We start from the raw sequence: 20538 nt of genomic DNA on the forward strand, positions 1-20538 counted from the left end.
GCGAGGCGCGGGGCCCGGCGCGGGGACACGGACGGAACACGCATGACGACTCCTCGAACGGGGTGCGAAGGAAGTGGAACGCGTTCTAGATTCGTGGCGGGCGTCACACGACGTCCAAGACCCGTTCGGCATGCCCGGGAGAGAGGAGGCGGACGGTGAACATCCAGCAGCTGCGGTACGTCGTCGCGACGGCCGAGCACGGCAGCATGACCGCGGCCGCGGCGGCGGTCCCGGTGGCCCAGCCCGCCCTGAGCCGCGCCGTGCGCCAGCTCGAGCGCGAGCTCGGGACCACCCTGTTCGAACGGTCCGGGCGCGGCGTCGCCCTCACGGCCGACGGGGAGTCGTTCGTCCGGCGGGTCCGCGAGGTGCTGGCCAGCATCGACGCCCTGCGCACCGCCGCGACCAGTGCCGATCCCGCCGCTCCCCTGGTCATCGCGGCGTCGCCGACCCTGCAGGCGGCGATGGCGATCCCGATCCTAGCCGCGCTGCGCGACCACGGCGTCGTCGTACCGACGCGGCTGGTGGGGTGCGCGTCGTCGAACGAGGTGGTCGACCTGGTCGAGGCCGGTCGCGCCGACCTCGGCATCTGCGACAGCGCCGTGACCACCGGGCTGACCGTGTCCGGCATCGGCCGGGCCGAGGTCCGGCTCTACTCCCCCGCCGCGACCGACCTGCCTGAGCGGGTGACCTTCGCCGACCTCGCCGGCCTGCCCCTCGTGCTGCCGACCGCGGGCACGGCCCGGCGCGAGGCACTCGACGGCTTCTTCGCCCGGTGCGGCGTCACCCCCGAGGTGGCGGTCGAGACCGACGAGCGCAACGCGTGGCTCGCCGCCGTCAGCCACGGCCTCGCGTCGTGCATCTGGCACAGCGTCGACCGCTCCCGCGACCCGCTGCCCGGCGTCGTCGCCCGCAGCTTCGAGCCGCCGATGCACCGCGACCTGGCCGCCGTGCACCGCGCGGGCAACCCGTCGCCGGCGCTGGTGCCGCTGCTCGACGTGCTGCGGCAGGTGGGGTCGCTGGTCGGCTGAGGTCAGTCGGGCAGCACGATCGCCGACAGCCCCGGGTCGGGGTTGAACGCGATCTCCCACCAGAAGCCTCTGCCACGACTGGTCCGCCGAACTAGAAGCCGACTACATCTCACTTGTTGCGCCAATCAATCAGCAGCAGGGCCGGCACCTCGTGAAACACGCGGGAATGGCCGCCGTTCCTGCTGGTGAACCACACGCCGCCGCGAACCGTCTCCTTGAGACCCTTCGTGGCTACAGAATCTTGGTAAGCCGATGCGGCCGCGTCAGCCGACGGGCGCAGCCTCCGAGCCGTTCCTGAGGATCCGGCCGATCCCACGCCCGAGTTTCGCTGCCCCGCGAGCCAGTGACCGCTCCGGAGCAATCGAACCAATCACGTCCGCAGCCAAGTACTGGAATGACTGCGGCGGTCTGAGAGTCGGGTCGATCTCGGAGAGCGGTAGGGGCGAGGCGAGGCGCTGCACACGCCGGACCTTGATCACGTGTGCAGTGGCAGCACCGGCGTAGTAAGCGTTGAAGGCGGTCTTCTCGATTGCACCGACATCGCTGTACTTGCGCCAAGCACTCGACGGACTGAGTGCCTCGACCCCGTCTACTTCGAAGATGCCCACCACCATCTTCGTCGGGGCCGTCGCGTAGACAACGACGTGCGTTACGTCATCGGCGAGCGGCGTCCGACGGAACTCGACCGACTTGGTCCCAGCCAGAATCGCCTCGGCGTACTGCGGGTGGATCGAGAACAGTGCTACGCGCCCAATCGCTGCCGAAGCCATTGCGCTCCTTCGGGTCGCGTGCGTGTGATTGCTTGTGGCCAGGTCCGTGCGACGCCCGCCCGTTTCAGGTCTTCCAGCGTGATGGGGTCCTCCCTTAGAACCCGGTCCTGTCGAAACAACACGACTAGGACCTCTCCGTTCCGCACACGATCCTCGATCTGCGCGTAGGAGTAGACCGTCCGCCGACCGACCAACGCCGCGATCTCGGCGGGGTCTCGGCTGACGTACGTCTGCTCACACACACCCACCACAAAGACCGCCTTCTCATCGTGACTCCGATAAAACAGCAACGGAGATCCCGGCACGAGGAGGCGGGTCGGCGAGTTGCAGAGATACGCCTTCCGGAGCGCGTTTCCGAACGGCTGAGTCTGGTGTCCCAGCAGTTCCGGGAAGAGACCTCCCTGCGGATCGAATGGCTCGGCATCCGGAAACAGCACCTGATGCCAACGCGGCTCGATCGGCACCAGAAAGGGTTGCACCCCGACCATCCGCAGTGCGGGCGGCCCATGCGTCACGTGGAACTCAAGTGGAGACATCGAGGCAGGTGCGAGGGACCCTCGCAGATCTTTCGCCAGAACCAACTCGCCTGCGTCGGTCGTGACAGGCTGCACCCTGAACCCGAAGTCATCGAGCAAGTCGATCAGCGCCTGCTGCTTGGCAAAGACCGTGACGAAGATGCCCGCCATCTCGTCGGTGTGGGCTTGTTCAAAGATGGCCTTGAGGAGCAACTCTCCGTACTTCTGCCCGCTGTAGTTTGAAGCGACCTTGAAGGTACTGATCTTCAACAGCGGGCCAGGAACTCCGTGCTCTCCGCTTGGTTCAATCTTGAGCAGCGCGATCGCAGCGTGTGCATCGTTCTGTCCATCGATTAGGAGCGCGTCCCGCCCACCTTGCGCGGCCTTCTCCTGAAACCACCTATCGAAGGCCGCCCCTCCGTAGTCCTGGCGAAGACCGTCGAAGATCTCGTCATCCAGCCTCAGCTCGTGGGCCTTCACCCGGCGAACCGACGGCGGAGGAGTCGGAGGCGCCGGGTGCAAATTACGGAGGAACGCGATCGCGTCCGCAAGGGTCAGGACCCGGTCACCGATGCCGAGCCGATGGGCCTTCGAATGGATGCCTTGATCCTGTGTGACCAGATAGCCCACCGCGTGTCCCAAAACGGCGGCGAGCAGGTGTTGATCGACATCGTCGTTCGAGCCAGGAGTTGGCACACCAAGTTCGGCCCGCTGGTCGTCACTGATCGCGGGAGGACTCACGACGCGCTCGTACCGCTCGAACACGGTCAAGCGTGCCGATCGCTTCGCTGCATCCTTAATCCGCGCAAAGTCGTCCAGCGAGGCGGGATGCACCCGGAGGTCGTGGTGATGGGTCGTGGCCAGCCGGTGGAACTCCATCGCGAGGGCAGCGTCCGGCTCGACCGTTATGGACAGCGGATCACTCTTGATCGCGATGTTGCTGTCGAGCAGGAACAGCATGCCGACAGCATGGCGGCCGAACAGCGCTAACCAGGCGATTTCGACCGGAAATGCGGGGGCAGATCCAGACTGAACCGGCAAAATCGCCCGGTCAGCATCACCGAAAGGCGATTGGCACTTGAGTACAACGCGCTAGGACGATCGAACCGAGTCCTGGATCGATCCGTGGCTAGGATCGCACCATGTGGCGTCGCCATCAGCGCACGTGGTTCGTGCCGGTGCAGGACGGCGTGGTCGGCTGGGTTTCGGGAGGAGAGCCGATCGACGGCTGCGACCTAGTGTCGGCACTTATCTTCGCTCCCACGCCGGAGGCGGTAGAGCAACGGATGGAGCAGATCGGGCTGTGGAGCCCGTACACCATGCCGAAGTTCTACAAGCATGGCCGTTCTGGCGTCGCGGCCGCCGTTGCCGATCCCGAGGGTTTCGTCTGGAATCGTGCCGACGGAGGCTCATGGATGCCGTCGTCGGACTTGCCGCGCCCGCTGAGCGGTCCACCGTCGGAGTAGCCGAGTTTTCGCGACCTGCGGCGCTCTACCCCGGCAAGACGATCCGCCCAGACTGGGGTCTGGGTTGAAGGGGACCTCCCCACCGGCACCCGCCCGGGTCTGAGCAATCGCCCGCGTACCCGTGAACGAATCTCGGGGTGGTTCGGTCTGCCAAGAACCCGGTCATACCCGGACCTGTCGGCCTATCCGAGGACTCTTCTCAGGTGCTTGTCGGCAGCCTTCTGCGCCTCCTGCGCCGAGGCTCGCCATTGCCCGCCTCCCCCTGCGCCGCACGAACATCGCCATCGAAAGGGACCAGTGCGGAGACGTTCGTTGCTGGCGATCACCTCAATGATGTGTCCGTCCGTGAGTTCATCGTCATCCGTCACCACAAGTCACCAGACCCAGTGCTTCGACTGCTGGTCGAGTTCGGCGATGCCCGGCGCGTACAGGCGCACTGCCTCTGGGCCGACCCGGGCGTCCTCGTCCAGCGGGAACGCGAGACGGTTCTCTCCCGAGTCGATTGCGACGTAGCGATCCGGAACGACCTCTACATGATCAACCCGCTTACCGATCAGATAGGGCAGCGTCTTCTCACCTACGCCCCAACACGCGATCATTCCAAACGGCTTCGTATAGCCGGTCAGAACGATATCGCCGAAGTGCACCTCGATGAAGTCATGTACGAACGCGACGGCGGTGATCCTTTCACCCACGAGCACAGCGGCCAGCCCGGAATCGTCCATGGAGTGATCGTGCCTAATCCGGCAGCACAATCGCACCTAGTTTCGGGTCCGGGTTGTAGGCGATCTCCCATCGGTAGCCGTCCGGGTCTGAGAAGTAGCCCGAGTACCCGTGAACGAACCTCGGGGTTCCGTCTTCCAACAACCCGGTGTAGCCGCCCCAGTCGCGCCGTACGGCCTCCTCGACGTGGGGCGAGCCGGCGGCGCGGGCGGTCGACAGCACGGCATCGACGGCCTCGGGCGTGGCGAGGTTGTGGGCGATGGTGATCGGCGCGACGCCGTGGCCGGTCATCAGCGCGCCGACCTCGGCCTCGAAGTGGCTGCGCTCCCACAGCGAGAGCACGAGGTGCTCGCCGGCCCGGAACATGATCACCTCCCCCGGCACGTCGAGCTCGGGGGTCCAGCCGAGCCCGTCGACGTAGAAGCGGCGGGTGACGTCGATGTCCGCGACAGCGAGGGTGACGAAGCTGATCCGCTGGTCCATGTCCTCGACAGTGCCACGGCACGCCGACATCGCTCGCGCAGCTCGTCGACACGAGTGACGGCGGTCACTCCGGCTCGTTGGACCGGGCATGCTCCGACGCCGTCCCCCCACCCGTCCGGCTGCCCGCACCGCTGCCGTCGTGGCCGCGCTCACCTCCCTCGCACTCGCCCCGGCTGTCGCCGGCGGCGACGCTCCCGTGGCGCACGCGGAGCCCGCGGCGTCGTACACGGAGTACGTCGCGCTGGGTGACTCCTGGTCCGCCGACGTGGTCCTCTTCGACCGCAACGGCTTCCCGGACGCGACCCACGCGCCCGTGGACTGCTTCCAGTCGCACACCAACTACCCGAAGCTGGTCGCGAAGGCGCTCGGCGTCACGACCTTCCGCGACGCCACCTGCGGCTCGGCGACGACCGAGCACTTCACGCAGCCGCAGGAGCTGCCGATGGGCGGGGTCAACCCGCCGCAGTTCGACCGGCTCACGCCCACGACGGACCTGGTCACGGTCGGCATCGGCGGCAACGACGCGGAGGTCGCGAGCGGCGCGATGAGCTGCATCTCCGCCAGCCCGGTCAGCCTGCCCGCGCCGAGGCTGCCGCTGCCCGACATCATCCCGCTCATCGACGAGTCGACGCTGCCGCTCGGCGCGTGCAAGGAGCGCTTCACCGCCGGGGGCGTCGACCGGTTGGCCGAGAACGTCGCCGCCTCCGAGGACAAGGTCGTCGAGGCGCTCAAGGAGATCAGGCGCCGCTCGCCGCACGCGCGCGTGCTGCTGGTCAACTACCTGGACGCGATCCCCGAGCGCGGCTGCTGGCCGATCGTGCCGATCACCAACACCGACATGGCCTACCTGCACTCGGTCTTCGTGAAGCTCAACGACATGCTCGCCGAGGCGGCTCGCCGCGGCGGCGCCGAGCTCGTCGACACGCACCCGCTGAGCACGGGGCACCACGTGTGCACCGGTCCACTGACCCGGTATGTCGAGGGCCTGGGCATCGTCTCGCTCAACGACCTCGCCGTCGCCGTACCCGCCCACCCGAACGCCGCCGGAGCCCGCTCCCAGGCGCGGTCGGTGCTGGCGCAGCTGGGTCGCTAGCGCCGGGCCGCGAGCGAGGTCCGCTGCACGCCGGCGTCGTCGAAGTTGGCGGGGTCGAGCCAGCGCTGGTGCGCTGCGCGCACGGCCGGCCACTCCGCGTCGGTGACCGAGAACCAGTCCGTGTCGCGGTTGCGGCCCTGGGTGACCATGTGGTTGCGGAAGCGGCCCTCCTCGACGAAGCCGAGGCGCAGGGCGGCCCGCCGCGAGGGCTCGTTGAGGCTGTCGCACTTCCACTCGAAGCGGCGGTAGCCGAGCTCGTCGAACGCGTGCGCCATCAGCAGGTGGATCGCCTCGGTGGCCGCGCGGGTGCGCTGCAACGCCTTCCCGAGGAGCACCCCCGCGACCTCCACCTGTCCGTGCCCCGGCTCGATGCGCGTGTACGACGCCAGGCCGGTCGCCCTCCCCGCCCGCTCCCCCTCCAGCGGCACCAGCGCGAAGGTCACCAGCGCGGGGTCGTCGAGGTGGGCGGCGAGGTGCATCCACAGCTCCGCGAGCGTGGTCGGGCGCGGGATCGGCCGGTAGGTCCAGAGGTCTCCGTCGTCGGGCCCGCAGGTCGCGGCGTGGAGGTCGGCGTACTGGGCGGACGAGAGCGGGCGCAGCTCGACGTAGCGGCCGGTGATCGTGACCGGCTCCGGCCACGGACGCGGCTCCCAGCCGGGGACCTCGTCGCCGACGGCCTGCCCGAAGGCGTTGGTCACCACGGGGTCACCAGCGGTCGCGGAGCCGGGCGTCGACGTCGGAGGTGACGGGGTCGTCGGCGGAGCGCACGAACACGGCCGTCACGGTGCCCCCGTCCGTGCCGAGCCGGTCACGAAGGTCCCGCCAGTCGGCCAGGTTGGGGTGCTCGACGGCCGTGCACGCCTCCGCCGGCGACAGCGCGGTGATCGCCTCGTCGAGCTGCTCGGCGCTGACCTCCAGGCTCGCCGTGGACCCGTCGTGCTTCAGCACGGTCGCCAGGACCACGGCAGGCAGGCCGTGGACGCCACCGGGCCGGTTGACCAGGCCCGGCTCACCGTCCAGCGCGAGGCCGAAGGAGACCGGGAAGCGCCACCCCTCGATCTGCGCCGCCAACCGGTCCCGGATCGTGCGCAACCCCTCGACGGTCGACCACTCGCCCAGCGGGTCGAAGTCGAAGGCGGGCAGGCCGTCGATGCTGGTGCGGTTCTTGCGGCGGCGGTAGTCGGCCGAGCCCTCGATCCCCTTGCGCTCGAAGTACGGCTGCAGCAGGTCCCGCTCGCCGGCGTACTCCATCAGGGGCACGCCGAAGCCGCAGGAGTCGGAGATCCGCTCGATGTCGACGACGATCACGGCTCGGGCGCCCGGCAGATCGACGAAGAGCGGCTCGAGCAGGACGTACTCGTCGTCGTAGCGCGTGACGACCCGGCCGCGGCCGTGGAAGCGGACGATATTGGGCGCCCCCTCGAAGGCGCAGAACATGACCGTGACGCGACCGTTCTCGCGCAGGTGGGCGATGGTCTCGCTGCCGCTCCCCGAGGTGTCGAGCCAGGCGAAGGTGTGCTCGTCGAGCATCCGGAAGGTGCCCGGGATGCCGCGGGGCGAGAGGTTGACGTGGCCGTCCTCGGCGAGCGGCGAGGTCGCCACGAAGAACATCCGCTGGCTCTCGACGAAGTCGAGGAGGCGGCCGGTGACGCGGGAGTGGATCTTCATCGGCCGGTCCTACGACGTCACGGCGCCGACGGCGGCGGACTGGACGGTCCTGGCGTACTTGCCGAGGACGCCGCGGGTGTACTTGGGCGGCAGCGGCTCCCAGCCGGCCCGGCGCGCCGCGAGCTCGGCCTCGTCGACCGCGAGCTCGAGGGTGCGGTTGGCGACGTCGAGGGTGATCCGGTCGCCGTCGCGGACGAACGCGATCGGGCCACCGTCCACGGCCTCGGGAGCGATGTGCCCGACGCACAGACCGGTGGTGCCACCCGAGAACCGGCCATCGGTCACCAGCACGACGTCCTTGCCGAGCCCGGCGCCCTTGATCGCACCGGTGATGGCCAGCATCTCGCGCATGCCCGGGCCGCCCTTGGGACCCTCGTAGCGGATGACGACGACGTCGCCGGAGACGATCCGGCCCTCCTCGAGGGCGTCCATGGCCGCCCGCTCGCCGTCGAAGACGCGGGCGGTGCCGCTGTAGACCGAGTCGTCGAAGCCGGCGCTCTTGACGACCGCGCCCTCCGGGGCGAGGGAGCCCTTGAGGATGGTCAGGCCGCCGCTCTTGTGGATCGGGGCGTCGAGCGGACGGATGACCGTGCCGTCGACCGCCGGCGGGGCGAGCTCGTCGAGGTTCTCGGCCATCGTCTTCCCGGTCACGGTCAGGCAGTCGCCGTGCATGAGCCCCGCGTCGAGCAGGGCCCGCATCACCATCGGGATGCCGCCGATCTTGTCGACGTCGTTCATGACGTACCTGCCGAACGGCTTCATGTCCGCCAGGTGCGGCACCTTGTCGCCGATCCGGTTGAAGTCGTCGAGGGTCAGCTCGACCTCCGCCTCGTTGGCGATCGCCAGCAGGTGGAGGACGGCGTTGGTGGAGCCGCCGAGGGCCATCACCACGGCGATCGCGTTCTCGAACGCCTCGCGCGTCATGATCTGGCGGGCGGTGATCCCCTGGCGCAGGAGGTTCACCACGGCCTCCCCCGACCGGTGCGCGAAGCCGTCGCGGCGCCGGTCCACCGCCGGCGGGGCGGCGCTGCCCGGCAGCGACATGCCCAGGGCCTCGCCGACCGAGGCCATGGTGTTGGCGGTGTACATGCCGCCGCAGGCACCCTCGCCCGGGCAGATCGCGCGCTCGATGCGGTCGACCTCCTCGCGGGTGATCTTGCCGGCGAGGCACGCACCGACGGCCTCGAAGGCATCGATGATCGTCACGTCGCGGCCGTCGACCTGTCCGGGCATGATCGAGCCGGCGTACAGGAAGACACTGGCGAGGTCGAGCCGCGCGGCCGCCATCAGCATCCCCGGCAGCGACTTGTCACAGCCCGCGAGCAGGACCGAGCCGTCGAGGCGCTCGGCGTTCATCACGACCTCGACGGAGTCGGCGATGACCTCCCGCGAGACCAGCGAGAAGTGCATCCCCTCGTGGCCCATCGAGATGCCGTCGGACACCGAGATCGTCCCGAACTCCAGCGGGTAGCCGCCGGCCGCGTGCACGCCGTTCTTGACCGCCTTGGCGAGCCGGTCGAGGGACAGGTTGCAGGGGGTGATCTCGTTCCAGCTGGACGCGACGCCGATCTGCGACTTCGCGAAGTCCGCGTCGCCCATGCCGACCGCGCGGAGCATCCCCCGGGCGGCGGCCTTCTCGAGGCCGTCGGTGACGTCGCGCGAACGGGGCTTGATGTCGGGGGCGTCGCTCATGTCCCAAGGTTAGGGCGTCGCCCCCGCCCGCCGGACCGTCAGTCCGGAACCCGCCGGTAGGCGCCGTCGGAGGCCGCGGTGGCCATCGACGCGTAGGCCCGCAGCGCTGCCGACACCGGCCGCTGGCGGTCCTGCGGGGTCCAGGGCCGGTCCCGCTTCTCCTGCAGCACCCGGCGCTCGGACAGCGTGTGCTCGTCGACGTCGAGGTGGATCGACCGGTTGGGGATGTCGATCGAGATCGGGTCGCCGTCGTCGATCAGCGCGATCAGGCCGCCGCCGGCCGCCTCGGGCGAGATGTGGCCGATGGACAGGCCGCTGGTGCCGCCGGAGAAGCGCCCGTCGGTGATCAGCGCGCACTTCTGGCCGAGCCCACGACCCTTCAGGAAGGCCGTCGGGTAGAGCATCTCCTGCATGCCGGGGCCGCCCTTGGGGCCCTCGTAGCGGATGACCACCACGTGGCCCTCCTCGACCTTCTTGCCGAGGATCCCCTCGACCGCCGCGTCCTGGGACTCGAAGACGATCGCCGTGCCCTGGAAGACCAGGCAGTCGTCGGGCACGCCGGCGGTCTTCACGACGCAGCCGTCGACCGCGATGTTGCCGGTCAGGATCGCCAGCCCGCCGTCGGCGGAGTAGGCGTGCTCGAAGTCGCGGATGCAGCCCTCGGCGGCGTCGGTGTCGAGCGTGCCCCAGCGGTTCTCGGTGGAGAACGGCTCCGTCGTACGCACGCCGCCGGGCGCGGCCTGGAAGAGCTCCAGCGCCTCGGGCGACGGGTCCTCGCCGCGGATGTCCCACTTCCCGAGCCACGCGTCGAGGTCGGGCGAGTGAACCGAGTGCACGTCCTCCTTGAGCGCGCCGCCACGGCGCAGCTCGCCGAGGAGCGCGGGGATGCCGCCGGCGCGGTGGACGTCCTCCATGTGGAACTTCGGGGAGTTCGGCGCCACCTTGGACAGGCACGGGACGCGGCGCGAGATCGCGTCGATGTCGTGGACGTCGAAGTCGAGCTCCGCCTCGCGGGCGGCCGCCAGCAGGTGGAGCACGGTGTTGGTCGAGCCGCCCATGGCGACGTCGAGGGCGACGGCGTTCTCGAACGCCGACCGGCTGGCGATGTTGCGCGGCAGGACCGACTCGTCGTCCTGCTCGTAGTAGCGGCGGCACAGGTCCATCACGACCCGGCCGGCCTCCTCGAAGAGCGCACGGCGCTTGGCGTGCGTGGCCAGGGTCGAGCCGTTGCCCGGCAGCGAGAGGCCGATCGCCTCGGTGAGGCAGTTCATCGAGTTGGCCGTGAACATGCCCGAGCAGGAGCCGCAGGTCGGGCAGGCCGAGCGCTCGATGGTGTCGAGCTGCTCGTCGGTGACTGCGTCGTTGGCGGAGGCCACCATCGCGTCGACCAGGTCGAGCTTGCTGTGGACGATGCCCTCGATGGCGGTGGTCTTGCCGGCCTCCATCGGGCCGCCGGACACGAACACGACCGGGATGTTGAGCCGCAGGGCCGCCAGCAGCATGCCCGGGGTGATCTTGTCGCAGTTGGAGATGCACACGATGGCGTCGGCACAGTGCGCCTGCACCATGTACTCGACCGCGTCCGCGATCAGCTCGCGGCTGGGCAGCGAGTAGAGCATGCCGCCGTGGCCCATCGCGATGCCGTCGTCGACGGCGATCGTGTTGAACTCCTTGGCCACGCCACCGGACGCCACGACCGACTCCGCCACGATCTTCCCGAGGTCACGCAGGTGGACGTGTCCGGGGACGAACTCGGTGAAGGAGTTCGCGATGGCGATGATCGGCTTGCCGAAGTCCGAGTCGGTCATGCCGGTGGCGCGCCAGAGGGCACGCGCGCCGGCCATGTTGCGGCCCGAGGTGGACGTCGCGGAGCGGAGGGTGGGCATGGGTCAAGGGTACGGCTCGGCCTGTGGCGGGAGATTCACCGGCCGACCGGTGAAACTCCCGCACCTGGACGACGAAACTCACGCTTGGACGATGAAACTTCGTCGTCCAACCGTGAGTTTCACCGGCCGGCCGGTGAAACTCACGCGGCCTCGGCAGCCGCCTTCAGCGACGCCAGCCCCTTCGTGAAGTCCCTGCCGATCGCCTTGTCGAAGAACAGCTTCCCCAGCACCGCGAACGCCAGGTTGCGCTGGCCGGCCATCGTCCATGCCACCCTGGTGCCCTCGCCCGCGGGGGCGAGGTCGAAGGTGACCACGTTGCTGGCCTTGAACGGCTTGAGGAACTCGAGGTCGACGACCACCTGCTCCGGGGTGATCGAGGTGAAGGTCATCGACCCCTCGCCGGCCTTCTTGTTGCCGGACCAGGCGTACGACGCCCCGACCCCGGCGCCGTCGTACACACGGTGCAGGTCGGGGTCGAGGTCCTCCCACGGCGACCAGGCGCGCCACTCGTGGAAGTCGGCGACCAGGCCGTGGACCACGGCGGGCGGGGCGTCGATGGTCGTGGAGTAGGTGTGCGAGAACGCAGGCATGGTGCGAACGCTACTGAGGATCGGCGTCAGGCGACGCCGGCCTTGACCGACATCACGTCGGGCAGGTCGGCCGCGATCTGGCGCCACGACTCGCCGTCGTCGGCGGAGGCCCAGACCGAGCCGTTGCGGGCCCCGAAGTAGAGCCCGGCCGGGTCGTGGGAGTCGGCACACATCGCGTCGCGCATGACGCCGACGTAGAACGCCTCCGGCAGGCCCTTGCCGTACGGCGTCCAGGACTCGCCCGCGTCGTCGGAGCGCCACACCCGCGGCTCGGCGCCGGGCGGGTAGCGCCGGTCGCCGCCGCCGAGCGGGAAGACCCAGATCGTGTCCGGCTGGTGCGGGTGGACGACGATCGGGAAGCCGAAGTCGCTCGGCAGGTCGTCGCCGATGGACGTCCACGAGCCGCCCTCGTCGTCGGAGCGGTAGACGCCGCCGTGGTTCTGGGCGTAGAGCCGCTCGGGCCGCGACGGGTGACGGGTGACCTTGTGGACGCACTGGCCGAACTCCGGGTAGCGCTGGTCCTCGGGCAGGAAGTCGGCGCGGATGCCCTGGTTGCGCGGCTCCCAGGAGGCTCCGCCGTCGGTCGTGCGGTAGACGCCGCCGGTCGAGATCGCCACCGTCATCGACGACGGGTCGCTGGGGTGCGGGAGGACGGTGTGGAAGGCCTGGCCGCCGAAGCCGGCGCCCCACTCCGCACGGTGGGGGTGGTTCCACAGCCCCTCCTCGAGGGCGAAGGTCGCCCCGCCGTCGCGGGAGGTGAACACCGCCCCCGGCTCCGTGCCGGCGTGCAGGACGCCCTCACCGGCGCCGGGCACGACCTGCCAGATCCGCTCCACCGTCGCGCCGGCTCCCTCGGGGAAGCGGATCGCGCCGTTGGGGGTCTCCTGCCAGGTCTCGCCGAGGTCGTCGGACCACCGCAGCTGCGGGCCGAGCCAGCTGGAGGAGGCGCCGGCGAAGAGCCGTGGCGCACTCCCCCGGGTGTCGACGAGGCAGGAGTAGACCTCCTCCATGTCGTGGTGCGGCCCGGTGAACGACCAGTCCTCCCGGTCGTCCGAGCGGCCCACCCACAGTCCCTTGCGTGTCCCCACCATGAGGATCGTCGTCATCCCAGCCTCCAGCTCGTCGTCCCTGTCTCCCCACTGTGACCCCCACCACCGACAAAAGTCATCGGCGACCGGCCGGTCGTCCGGGCCGATCGTTGAGTCCGTGCCCGCCACGGATGTAGCGGGCCCGCCGCGGCCCCGACAGTGGAGCCATGACGACGCTGCTGGTGACGCTCGACCTCACTCCCGAGCGGAGCGAGGACGTCCTGGTCCGGCTCCGCGGCGAGGCGGCGCCCTGGCTGCGCCGGCTCCCCGGGTTCGCGACCAGCCGCTGGCTGCTGACCGGCGCCCACGACCGCTGCTATGTCGTCGTCGAGGTCGAGGACGGGTACGCCGACGACGCCTCCCGAGCGCTCCACGACGCGATGGCCCCCGGCGCCCACGACACCGCCCGGTCGTGGTGGTGCGAGCGGATCGAGGACGTCGTCGACCTCGGCCTGGCCGCGCGCCCGCCCGTCACTCCCTGAGCCGTCACTGCGTGAGGTACGACGCCAGGGCGCCCCGGTCCGCCGCCCCGGTCCGCTGCAGCAGCCGGGTCACATGGGTCTCGACCGTGCGGACGGAGAGGTAGAGGCGCTCGGCGATCTGCTTGTTCTGCAGCCCCTCGACGACGAGCTCGAGGACGTCGTACTCGCGTGCGGTGACGCCGATCCGCTGCAGGTGGGCGGGCACCCGCTGGCTGCCGGCCGCCTTGCGCGGCACCGCGAACCCGGCGTCGCGCATGGCGACGCGACAGCTCGACGCGGCCTCGGTCAGCCCGTAGCCGACCAGCCCGTCGAGGGCGTGGCGGAACCACCGCTCGGGCTCGCCCCAGCCGTCCCTCGCGGCGGCGATCGCGACCAGGAGCCGCGCCTGGAGCTCCGGCCAGGGCTCGCGGCCCGGCAGGCCCCACTCGGCGTCGGCGAAGACCCGCTCGGCCTCGGCGCGCTCGCCGGCCCGGCCGAGCGCGATGGCGTCGGCGTAGCGCAGGGCGAACCAGTTGTGGGGGCTGTTGGCCTGGGGCCCGCTACGGACCTCCTCGCGGGCGTCGGCGCCGTCGCCGAGGGCGGTCTCGAGCAGCGCCCAGAGCCCGCGCAGCGAGAAGGGCAGGCTCGGGAACCGCCGGTGGTAGTCCATCGCGGTGGCGAGGTGGCCCCGGGCCTCGTCGTACCGGCCGTGGGCGAGGGCGACGAACGACCGCACGTGGCCGGGGACGCCGACGGCGCGGACCGCCTCGTCCATCGGCTTGTCGGCGGCCGCGGCGAGGTCGGCCTCCATCGCGTCGAGCTGCCCCGCCAGGCCGCGGGTGGCGGCGCGGAGCACGTGCGCGACGGCGAGGTCGGGCAGCCGGAGCCGCTCCATCATCGTGATCGCGTTGTCGATCGCCTCCATGGCGTCGTCGAGCTCGAGGTAGCGCATCCGCAGGAGGTTGAGGTCGAGCTCGATGCGCGCCGCCGTCGCGATGGCGCCCGCCTCGAGCGCGACCCGGCGGGCCGCCGCGAGGCGCTCGTCGGTGGGCCGGCGGGCGGCGAGGTCGAGCGCGCCGAGCGCGGCGAGCAGGCGGGCACGCCACAGCGGCAGCCCGACCTCCTCGGCGAGCCGGTAGCCGGCCTCGAAGGCCTCCTCGGCGGCGACGAAGTCGCGAGCCCGCTCGGCCCGGCCGAGCACCTCCCACGCCTCGCAGGCGATCTCCGGACGGTCCGCGCCGACCACCGCCAGCGCTGCCTGTGCCCGCTCCGCGGCGCCCAGGTCGTCCTGCCGGCCCAGCGCGAGCCGGGCCGCGAGGACCTCCTCCTGCGCCGGGTCATGGCCGGCGGCGGCGACCAGCTGGGCCTCGGCCTGGTCCCACTCGCCGCCGGCGAGCAGCGCCCGCGCCAGCCGGAGCCGTACGACGGCCAGCCGGCCCGGCTCGTCGACGAGCTCCTCGGTCAGCCGCTCCCCCGCGGCGAGCGCCCGCGGCACGTCACCCGCGAGGGCCTGCACCTCGACCTCCAGCTCCCGCGCCTCCCGCTCGGCCGCGCTGCCGACCGGGACCCGGTGGAAGGCACGGTCCAGCGCCTCCTGGGCGCTGGCGAGCGCGCCCCGGGTGACCGCGTCGCGTGCGGTGGCGAGCCACAGCCCCGCGGAGCGGCCGTCGTCGCCGGCAGCCTCGTAGAGCTCGGCGAGCTGGAGGTGGTCCTCGGCCTCGTCCGCGGTGCGCCCGGCCAGTGCGGCGGCCAGCAGGCCGGCGAGCCGGGACCGGTCGGGCGCGAGCAGGCCGGCGAGCACCGCCTCGCGGGTGAGGGCGTGCCGGAAGGCGAACCGGTCGGGCGGGACGCTGACGACGAGCCGCTGGTCCGCCAGTCGGCGCAGGCCGTCCGCGAGGGCGGCCTCGTCCAGCCCGAGCGCGTCGCCGACGGCCCGCCAGTCGAACTCGACGCCCAGCAGCGCCGCCGCGCCGGCGATCTCGCGCCCGACGGCACCCGCCGCGTCCAGGCGGCCGTCCACCGAGCGGGCGAAGGGCCGTGGGACCACCACGGCGACCGGAGCGGTGAGCACCCAGCGCCCGTCCTGCTCGGCCAGCACGCCGCTGTCCCGCAGGTCGGCGAGCATCTCCTCGACGAAGAGCGGGTAGCCCGCGCTGTACTGCTGCAGCCAGCCCACCAGCTCCGCGGGCGGCTCGGCGTCGAGGCAGGCGCGGGCGACCGCGGCGACGTCGTCGTCGGGCAGCGGCTGCAGGTCCACCACGTCGGCCGAGCGCCGCCACTCGAGCGCGGTCACCAGCTCCTGCACCGCCGGCGCCTCGTGGAGGCGGACGGTCGCGACCACGACCAGGGGCACGTCGCGGGCGTTGTCGGCGACGTACTCGAGCACGGCGAGGGTCTCCGGGTCGGCCCAGTGCAGGTCCTCGACGACCAGCACCATGCCCGGCTCGGGGACGGCCTGGGCGAGGCGCAGCAGGCCCTCGCCGAGCAGCATCACCGACGACGGGCTGTCCGGCGCCGTCGGGCCGAGCTGGGGCGCGAGCCGCGCCATCGTCGGGAGGTACGGCGCCAGCGAGCGGTCGTCCGGGACGTCGTTGCGCCGCAGCCAGGCCAGCAGCGCCTCGCCGAGCGGGCGCAGGGGCGTGGGGGTGCCCGACGGGACGGCCCGCCCGGACAGCACCGCGAGCCCCCGGTCGGCGGCCTCGGCGAGCACCGCGCTCGCGAGCCGAGACTTGCCGATGCCCGGGTCGCCGCGCAGCACCCAGAGCCCGCCCTGACCTGCGGAGACGCCGTCGAGGGCGGCGCGGAGGCGCGCTCGCTCCACCGTCCGCGAGACGAGCACCGGGGAGCGCACGCCCGCATCGTAGTGAGGTTGGCTCCGCCTTGGGTCCGTGTTGTCTCCGTGCTGCCCTCCCTTGCTTCCGTGGCGGCTCCGGATGCCCGCGCACCCCGCCCCGGACGAACGTTGGCGACACCAGCCGGATCCCCCACCGGAAAACCTGCAAGGTCCACCGGCCCCGGCGCTCCCACTCCCAGGAGCAGGTCCCCCCAACGAAAGGCAGATCCCCATGCGCAGCAAGGTTCTCGGACTCGCCGCCGCAGCCATCACGGCCGGCGCCCTCACTTTCGTCCCCTCCGTCCCGGCAGGGGCCGTGGGGGGCATCGACGGCGGCAACATCAGCGGCTCGGGCGACGTCCCCAACTCGGTCGACGTCGCCGCCTTCGGCTCCGGCGACGCAGTCGCCGCGTGGGCCCGCCCGGTCCCCGGCGGCACGAAGGTGTACGCCGCCATCGCCACCAACGGCGTGTGGGGCGCACCCAAGGCCGTCACCGCGGCGGCGGTCACCGACGCACACGACGTGCACGCCGTCGCCAACGACGCCGGCGACCTCGCGGTCGTGTGGAACCAGACCACGGGCGGGGAGCACAAGGTGCGCGGATCGCGCTACCTCCCCAACGGCACCTGGGACGGCTCGACCCTGCTCAGCCCGGCCGTCGACATCGAGACCGTTACCGGTATCGGTGCTGGGATCGACGGCGCCGGGCGTGTGCATGTCGCCTACCAGTCCGAGGACGCGGACATCGAGACGGCCCGCGCGACGTTCTGGAAGAAGGACGCCGCTCCCCAGTTCACCGACTTCGGCGCGAACAGCTTCAAGCCCTCGATCGACGTCAACCCCGCGGGTGCGGCCCTGCTGTCGTACTTCAAGTTCACCAACGGCGGCTCGATCTTCGTCACCCGCCGCAATGCGTCGCTCGGCTGGCTGGGCCCGAAGGCGGTCGCCTGGCCTGACAAGACCACCGACGAGAGCGTCGTCGGGCTCGCCGACGACGGTCGCGGCGCCGTGCTGATCGGCGGCCTGGAGGACGCCAAGGCCCGCGCCGTGGTCTCGAAGGTCGGTACGAGCGGCAGTCTCGGCGCGGTCAACGTGCTGTCCAGCGGCAACACGGCCATCCACCGGGACCTCGCGGTCAGCCCGAACGGCACCCTGCAGGCGTCCTGGTCGACGTACGAGAACTCGTCGTACGTGATCCGCCAGGCGGTGGCGAAGCCCGACGAGGGCTTCGGGACCAGTGGCCTCGCCGACCCTTCCACCGTGACCTACCAGCCCCACGTCGGCCTGATCGGCGACCGCCGCAACCAGGTCGTCGTACACGACGACGCGGACGCCCTCACCCTGCGCCACCGCACCAACCCGATCCTGCCGTTCAGCACCTACGCCGCAGGCACCCAGGACAGCGGAGCGTTCGCGGCCGACATGGACCGCGACGGGAACGCCGTCGTCGTAGGCGTCCGGGAGAACGGGCTCTCCTCGTTCGTCAATGCCGACTGGCTCGATGTCACGGGCCCGCGGGCCGACGTGACCGCTCCGGGCCCCCAGGTGACGTCCAAGGCCTTCGACGTGACCTGGTCGGCGACGGACTCCCTCGCGGGTCTCAAGTCGAGCGACGTCATCTCCAGCTCGGCCGCGTGGAACAGCGGGACGTTCAGCGACCCGGAGGTCGTCGGCTCCAACCTGGTCTCCGGCCCGCTCCACGTCAGCGGCGGCCTCGGCCGGACCTACTGCTACGAGGTCCAGTCCGAGGACCTGGTCGAGAACATCGGCCAGCGGTCGGCCCGCCGGTGCACGTCGGTCCCGCTCGACGACACCGCCCTGCTCGGATCGGGCTGGAGCCGCGCTGCGAAGTCCGGCCAGTTCAACGGCACCTGGACCACCACCTCCACCAAGGGCCGCACCCTGACCCGCGCCGGCATCAAGGCCAAGCGCCTCGCCCTCGTCGCCAACCGGGTCCCCAACGGCGGCCTCGTCGAGGTCCGCTGGAACGGCACCCTGCTCAAGAAGGTCAGCCTCAAGGGCAGCGCCGCGACCAAGAAGGCCTACCCGATCGTCACCTGGGCCGGCCTGCACACCGGGACGCTGACGATCAAGGTCATCAGCGCCAGCGGCCGCCCCGTCCGCATCGACGGCCTCGTCGTCGCGAAGTAGTCGAGGACGCGGCCGGAGAAAGTGCAAGGTCCTCCGGCCGCGTCGCTCCTACCCGCACGAGCACCCGCTCCCTCCTCCACGAAAGGCACGACCATGCGCACGCAGCTCCTCGGACTGGCCGCCGCGGCCCTCACCGCCGGCACCCTCGCCCTCCCGACCTCCCCCGCCCAGGCCATCGGCGGGCTCGACAGCGGCACCATCAGCGCGACCGGCACCCTCCCCACCGCCGTCGCCGTGGCCGGTACGACGCCCGGGGACGCCATGGCGGCATGGGTCCGCCCGGCTCCCGGCGGCTTCCGCATCCAGGCCTCACAGGGCGCCGACGGCGCCTTCGCCCTGCCCGTCAACGTGACGCCTGCCGCGGTCACGTCGGCCACGGACCTCCAGCTCGTGGCCAACGACGAGGGTGACGTCGCCGCGCTGTGGATCCAGACCATCGACGGCGACGAGGTCGTTCGCGGCGCCCGCTACGTCGGCGGCGGCCAGTGGGACGGCGCCACCACCCTCAGCACCGTCGGCGTGACCGACGTCGACGGGTTCGACGCGGGGATCGACGGTGCCGGCAACGTGCTGGTGCTCTCGGCGATCGAGGACGGTCCGAGCGACGAGGTCCACCTCGCCGTCTGGCCGCACGGGCAGGACGCCGCCGCCGTGAGCCCGTTCGCCAACCAGGCGACCGACGCCACCCTGGCGGTCAACGAGGCCGGGCGCGCCGTCCTGGCGTGGTCGGGCGCCGGTGTGGTCAACAAGGTGCGGGTCACCACCCGCGGCGCCAACGGCGCGTTCACCCCGATCGACGAGGTGCCCTTCCCGAACAACACGATGAACCTCGAGGCCGGGATCGCGGACGACGGCCGGGCGACGGTCGCCTTCCTGGGCATCGACAACGGGGCGTTCCGGCTGGCGGCGAGCGACATCGACCTGGACGGCGGGGCCGGCTTCGCACACATGATCTCGCCGGCCGGCCTCCAGGCCGAGCCCTACTCCTTCGAGGTCGCCCGCGACGGCCGCGCCACCGCCAGCTGGGTGAGCACGGTCGACGGCGCCGAAGCCCTGCGGATGGCCAGCCGCGCGCCGGGCGGGTCCTTCGGCGGCTACAGCACCGTCCAGACCGGGCTGTCCGCGAAGGTGCCCTCCCTCGCCTTCGCCCGCAGCAACGGCGCGCAGGTCGTCGTCCACGCGTCCGGGTCGCAGCTGACCCTCCGCCACCGGTCGAACCCCGCCTTCACCTTCGCCACGTACGCCGCCGGCCCCGCCGACGGCCCGTTCGCGGCCGACGCGGACAGCCAGGGCAATGTCGTGGCCGTCAGCGTCGTCGACAACGGCGGGTCGTCGTACGTCCAGGGCGACTGGCTGGACACCACCGCACCCACGGCCGCGGTCACCGCTCCTGGCGCGCAGGTCGTCGCGAAGGCCTTCGACGTGACCTGGTCGGCCACGGACTCCCTCTCGGGCGTCAAGACGACCGACGTCATCTCCAGCTCGGCCGCCTGGAACAGCGCCACCTTCAGCGACCCGAAGGTCGTCGGCGACAACCTCGCCACCGGCCCCTTCCACCAGAGCGCCGGCTTCGGCCGCACCTACTGCTACGAGGTCCAGTCGATCGACAAGGCCAACAACCTGGGCCAGCGGTCGGCCAGGAAGTGCACCGCCGTCCCGCTCGACGACACCGCCCTGCTCGGCTCCGGCTGGAGCCGCGCTGCGAAGTCCGGCCAGTTCAACGGCACCTGGACCACCACCTCCACCAAGGGCCGCACCCTGACCCGCGCCGGCATCAAGGCCAAGCGCCTCGCCCTCGTCGCCAACCGGGTCCCCAACGGCGGCCTCGTCGAGGTCCGCTGGAACGGCACCCTGCTCAAGAAGGTCAGCCTCAAGGGCAGCGCCGCGACCAAGAAGGCCTACCCGATCGTCACCTGGGCCGGCCTGCACACCGGGACGCTGACGATCAAGGTCATCAGCGCCTCCGGCCGCCCCGTCCGCATCGACGGCCTCGTCGTCGCGAAGTAGCCGGTCGGCACCCGCGAGCCGCCGGTCCCTTGTGGGGAGGGATCGGCGGTTCGTCGCGTCCGGGGCAGACGTCCTATGTTCGT

17 protein-coding genes are annotated in these 20538 nt (G+C 71.3%); 6 read left to right on the forward strand and 11 right to left on the reverse strand.

What is annotated here, in order from left to right:
• The first annotated feature begins 155 nt into the window (after nucleotides 1–155).
• The gene (locus AC2YHB_RS20475) at nucleotides 156–1028 is read left to right on the forward strand and encodes a LysR family transcriptional regulator (protein WP_179647652.1); all 873 of its coding nucleotides are present in this window, start codon (nucleotides 156–158) and stop codon (nucleotides 1026–1028) included.
• A 263-nt stretch (nucleotides 1029–1291) separates the two neighbouring features.
• Here the strand turns inward: AC2YHB_RS20475 and AC2YHB_RS20480 are convergent, their stop codons facing one another.
• Nucleotides 1292–1798 carry an ASCH domain-containing protein gene (locus AC2YHB_RS20480; protein ID WP_179647653.1) on the reverse strand — a complete coding sequence of 169 codons (507 nt, stop codon included), beginning with the start codon at nucleotides 1796–1798 and terminating at the stop codon, nucleotides 1292–1294.
• Nucleotides 1771–3273, reverse strand: a complete 1503-nt coding sequence (locus tag AC2YHB_RS20485) for a PIN domain-containing protein (RefSeq protein WP_179647654.1) — start codon at nucleotides 3271–3273, stop codon at nucleotides 1771–1773. The genes AC2YHB_RS20480 and AC2YHB_RS20485 overlap by 28 nt, the downstream gene beginning before the upstream one ends.
• Before the next feature lie 182 nt (nucleotides 3274–3455).
• On the opposite strand from AC2YHB_RS20485, the gene AC2YHB_RS20490 reads away from it, so the two are divergent.
• Entirely contained in the window at nucleotides 3456–3779 is a 324-nt protein-coding gene (locus tag AC2YHB_RS20490) for a hypothetical protein (RefSeq protein WP_179647655.1), read from the forward strand.
• Between the two features lie 374 nt (nucleotides 3780–4153).
• Here the strand turns inward: AC2YHB_RS20490 and AC2YHB_RS20495 are convergent, their stop codons facing one another.
• The gene (locus AC2YHB_RS20495; protein WP_179647656.1) at nucleotides 4154–4504 is read right to left on the reverse strand and encodes a hypothetical protein; all 351 of its coding nucleotides are present in this window, start codon (nucleotides 4502–4504) and stop codon (nucleotides 4154–4156) included.
• A 13-nt stretch (nucleotides 4505–4517) separates the two neighbouring features.
• On the reverse strand, nucleotides 4518–4985 hold the full coding sequence (locus tag AC2YHB_RS20500) for a VOC family protein (RefSeq protein WP_179647657.1): 468 nt from the start codon (nucleotides 4983–4985) through the stop codon (nucleotides 4518–4520).
• A gap of 88 nt (nucleotides 4986–5073) precedes the next feature.
• Here AC2YHB_RS20500 and AC2YHB_RS20505 point away from each other — a divergent pair, with 88 nt between their 5' ends.
• The gene (locus AC2YHB_RS20505; RefSeq protein ID WP_179647658.1) at nucleotides 5074–6078 is read left to right on the forward strand and encodes an SGNH/GDSL hydrolase family protein; all 1005 of its coding nucleotides are present in this window, start codon (nucleotides 5074–5076) and stop codon (nucleotides 6076–6078) included.
• On the opposite strand, the gene AC2YHB_RS20510 is transcribed toward AC2YHB_RS20505, so the two are convergent.
• The 6 genes from AC2YHB_RS20510 to AC2YHB_RS20535 all read right to left on the reverse strand — a co-directional run bounded on the left by AC2YHB_RS20510 (nucleotide 6075) and on the right by AC2YHB_RS20535 (nucleotide 13020).
• The gene (locus AC2YHB_RS20510; protein WP_179647659.1) at nucleotides 6075–6779 is read right to left on the reverse strand and encodes a GNAT family N-acetyltransferase; all 705 of its coding nucleotides are present in this window, start codon (nucleotides 6777–6779) and stop codon (nucleotides 6075–6077) included. The genes AC2YHB_RS20505 and AC2YHB_RS20510 overlap by 4 nt on opposite strands.
• 4 nt (nucleotides 6780–6783) lie before the next feature.
• Nucleotides 6784–7746: a pyridoxamine 5'-phosphate oxidase family protein gene (locus AC2YHB_RS20515; RefSeq protein WP_179647660.1), complete on the reverse strand. Its 963-nt coding sequence runs from the start codon at nucleotides 7744–7746 to the stop codon at nucleotides 6784–6786.
• A 9-nt stretch (nucleotides 7747–7755) separates the two neighbouring features.
• Nucleotides 7756–9438 (reverse strand): dihydroxy-acid dehydratase, encoded by a 1683-nt coding sequence (gene ilvD, locus AC2YHB_RS20520; protein WP_179647661.1) that lies wholly within the window; start codon nucleotides 9436–9438, stop codon nucleotides 7756–7758.
• Between the two features lie 38 nt (nucleotides 9439–9476).
• Entirely contained in the window at nucleotides 9477–11324 is a 1848-nt protein-coding gene (gene ilvD / locus AC2YHB_RS20525) for a dihydroxy-acid dehydratase (protein ID WP_179647662.1), read from the reverse strand.
• 140 nt (nucleotides 11325–11464) lie between these two features.
• Nucleotides 11465–11914: an SRPBCC family protein gene (locus AC2YHB_RS20530; RefSeq protein ID WP_179647663.1), complete on the reverse strand. Its 450-nt coding sequence runs from the start codon at nucleotides 11912–11914 to the stop codon at nucleotides 11465–11467.
• Nucleotides 11915–11940: 26 nt separating this feature from the next.
• Complete coding sequence (locus tag AC2YHB_RS20535; protein WP_179647664.1) at nucleotides 11941–13020, reverse strand: WD40/YVTN/BNR-like repeat-containing protein; 1080 nt, start codon at nucleotides 13018–13020, stop codon at nucleotides 11941–11943.
• Nucleotides 13021–13169: 149 nt separating this feature from the next.
• On the opposite strand from AC2YHB_RS20535, the gene AC2YHB_RS20540 reads away from it, so the two are divergent.
• Nucleotides 13170–13484 (forward strand): hypothetical protein, encoded by a 315-nt coding sequence (locus AC2YHB_RS20540; RefSeq protein WP_036541448.1) that lies wholly within the window; start codon nucleotides 13170–13172, stop codon nucleotides 13482–13484.
• Between the two features lie 4 nt (nucleotides 13485–13488).
• On the opposite strand, the gene AC2YHB_RS20545 is transcribed toward AC2YHB_RS20540, so the two are convergent.
• On the reverse strand, nucleotides 13489–16314 hold the full coding sequence (locus AC2YHB_RS20545; protein ID WP_179647665.1) for an ATP-binding protein: 2826 nt from the start codon (nucleotides 16312–16314) through the stop codon (nucleotides 13489–13491).
• Nucleotides 16315–16528: 214 nt separating this feature from the next.
• On the opposite strand from AC2YHB_RS20545, the gene AC2YHB_RS20550 reads away from it, so the two are divergent.
• Nucleotides 16529–18448, forward strand: coding sequence for a hypothetical protein (locus AC2YHB_RS20550; RefSeq protein WP_487354534.1), 1920 nt, complete (start codon nucleotides 16529–16531; stop codon nucleotides 18446–18448).
• Nucleotides 18449–18541: 93 nt separating this feature from the next.
• A complete protein-coding gene (locus tag AC2YHB_RS20555; RefSeq protein ID WP_487354535.1) occupies nucleotides 18542–20455 on the forward strand; it encodes a hypothetical protein in 1914 nt (637 codons plus the stop codon).
• The last annotated feature ends 83 nt before the right edge of the window (nucleotides 20456–20538 follow it).

This window comes from Nocardioides sp. SRI_004 (assembly GCF_057586415.1).

Bases quoted from the DNA above. Each gene is read 5' to 3' on its own strand.
- AC2YHB_RS20480 (WP_179647653.1), bottom strand. From the start codon at position 1,798: ATGGCTTCGGCAGCGATTGGGCGCGTAGCACTGTTCTCGATCCACCCG.
- AC2YHB_RS20485 (WP_179647654.1), bottom strand. From the start codon at position 3,273: ATGCTGTTCCTGCTCGACAGCAACATCGCGATCAAGAGTGATCCGCTG.
- AC2YHB_RS20490 (WP_179647655.1), top strand. From the start codon at position 3,456: ATGTGGCGTCGCCATCAGCGCACGTGGTTCGTGCCGGTGCAGGACGGC.
- AC2YHB_RS20495 (WP_179647656.1), bottom strand. From the start codon at position 4,504: ATGGACGATTCCGGGCTGGCCGCTGTGCTCGTGGGTGAAAGGATCACC.
- AC2YHB_RS20500 (WP_179647657.1), bottom strand. From the start codon at position 4,985: ATGGACCAGCGGATCAGCTTCGTCACCCTCGCTGTCGCGGACATCGAC.
- AC2YHB_RS20505 (WP_179647658.1), top strand. From the start codon at position 5,074: ATGCTCCGACGCCGTCCCCCCACCCGTCCGGCTGCCCGCACCGCTGCC.
- AC2YHB_RS20515 (WP_179647660.1), bottom strand. From the start codon at position 7,746: ATGAAGATCCACTCCCGCGTCACCGGCCGCCTCCTCGACTTCGTCGAG.
- ilvD (WP_179647661.1), bottom strand. From the start codon at position 9,438: ATGAGCGACGCCCCCGACATCAAGCCCCGTTCGCGCGACGTCACCGAC.
- ilvD (WP_179647662.1), bottom strand. From the start codon at position 11,324: ATGCCCACCCTCCGCTCCGCGACGTCCACCTCGGGCCGCAACATGGCC.
- AC2YHB_RS20530 (WP_179647663.1), bottom strand. From the start codon at position 11,914: ATGCCTGCGTTCTCGCACACCTACTCCACGACCATCGACGCCCCGCCC.
- AC2YHB_RS20535 (WP_179647664.1), bottom strand. From the start codon at position 13,020: ATGACGACGATCCTCATGGTGGGGACACGCAAGGGACTGTGGGTGGGC.
- AC2YHB_RS20540 (WP_036541448.1), top strand. From the start codon at position 13,170: ATGACGACGCTGCTGGTGACGCTCGACCTCACTCCCGAGCGGAGCGAG.
- AC2YHB_RS20550 (WP_487354534.1), top strand. From the start codon at position 16,529: ATGCGCAGCAAGGTTCTCGGACTCGCCGCCGCAGCCATCACGGCCGGC.
- AC2YHB_RS20555 (WP_487354535.1), top strand. From the start codon at position 18,542: ATGCGCACGCAGCTCCTCGGACTGGCCGCCGCGGCCCTCACCGCCGGC.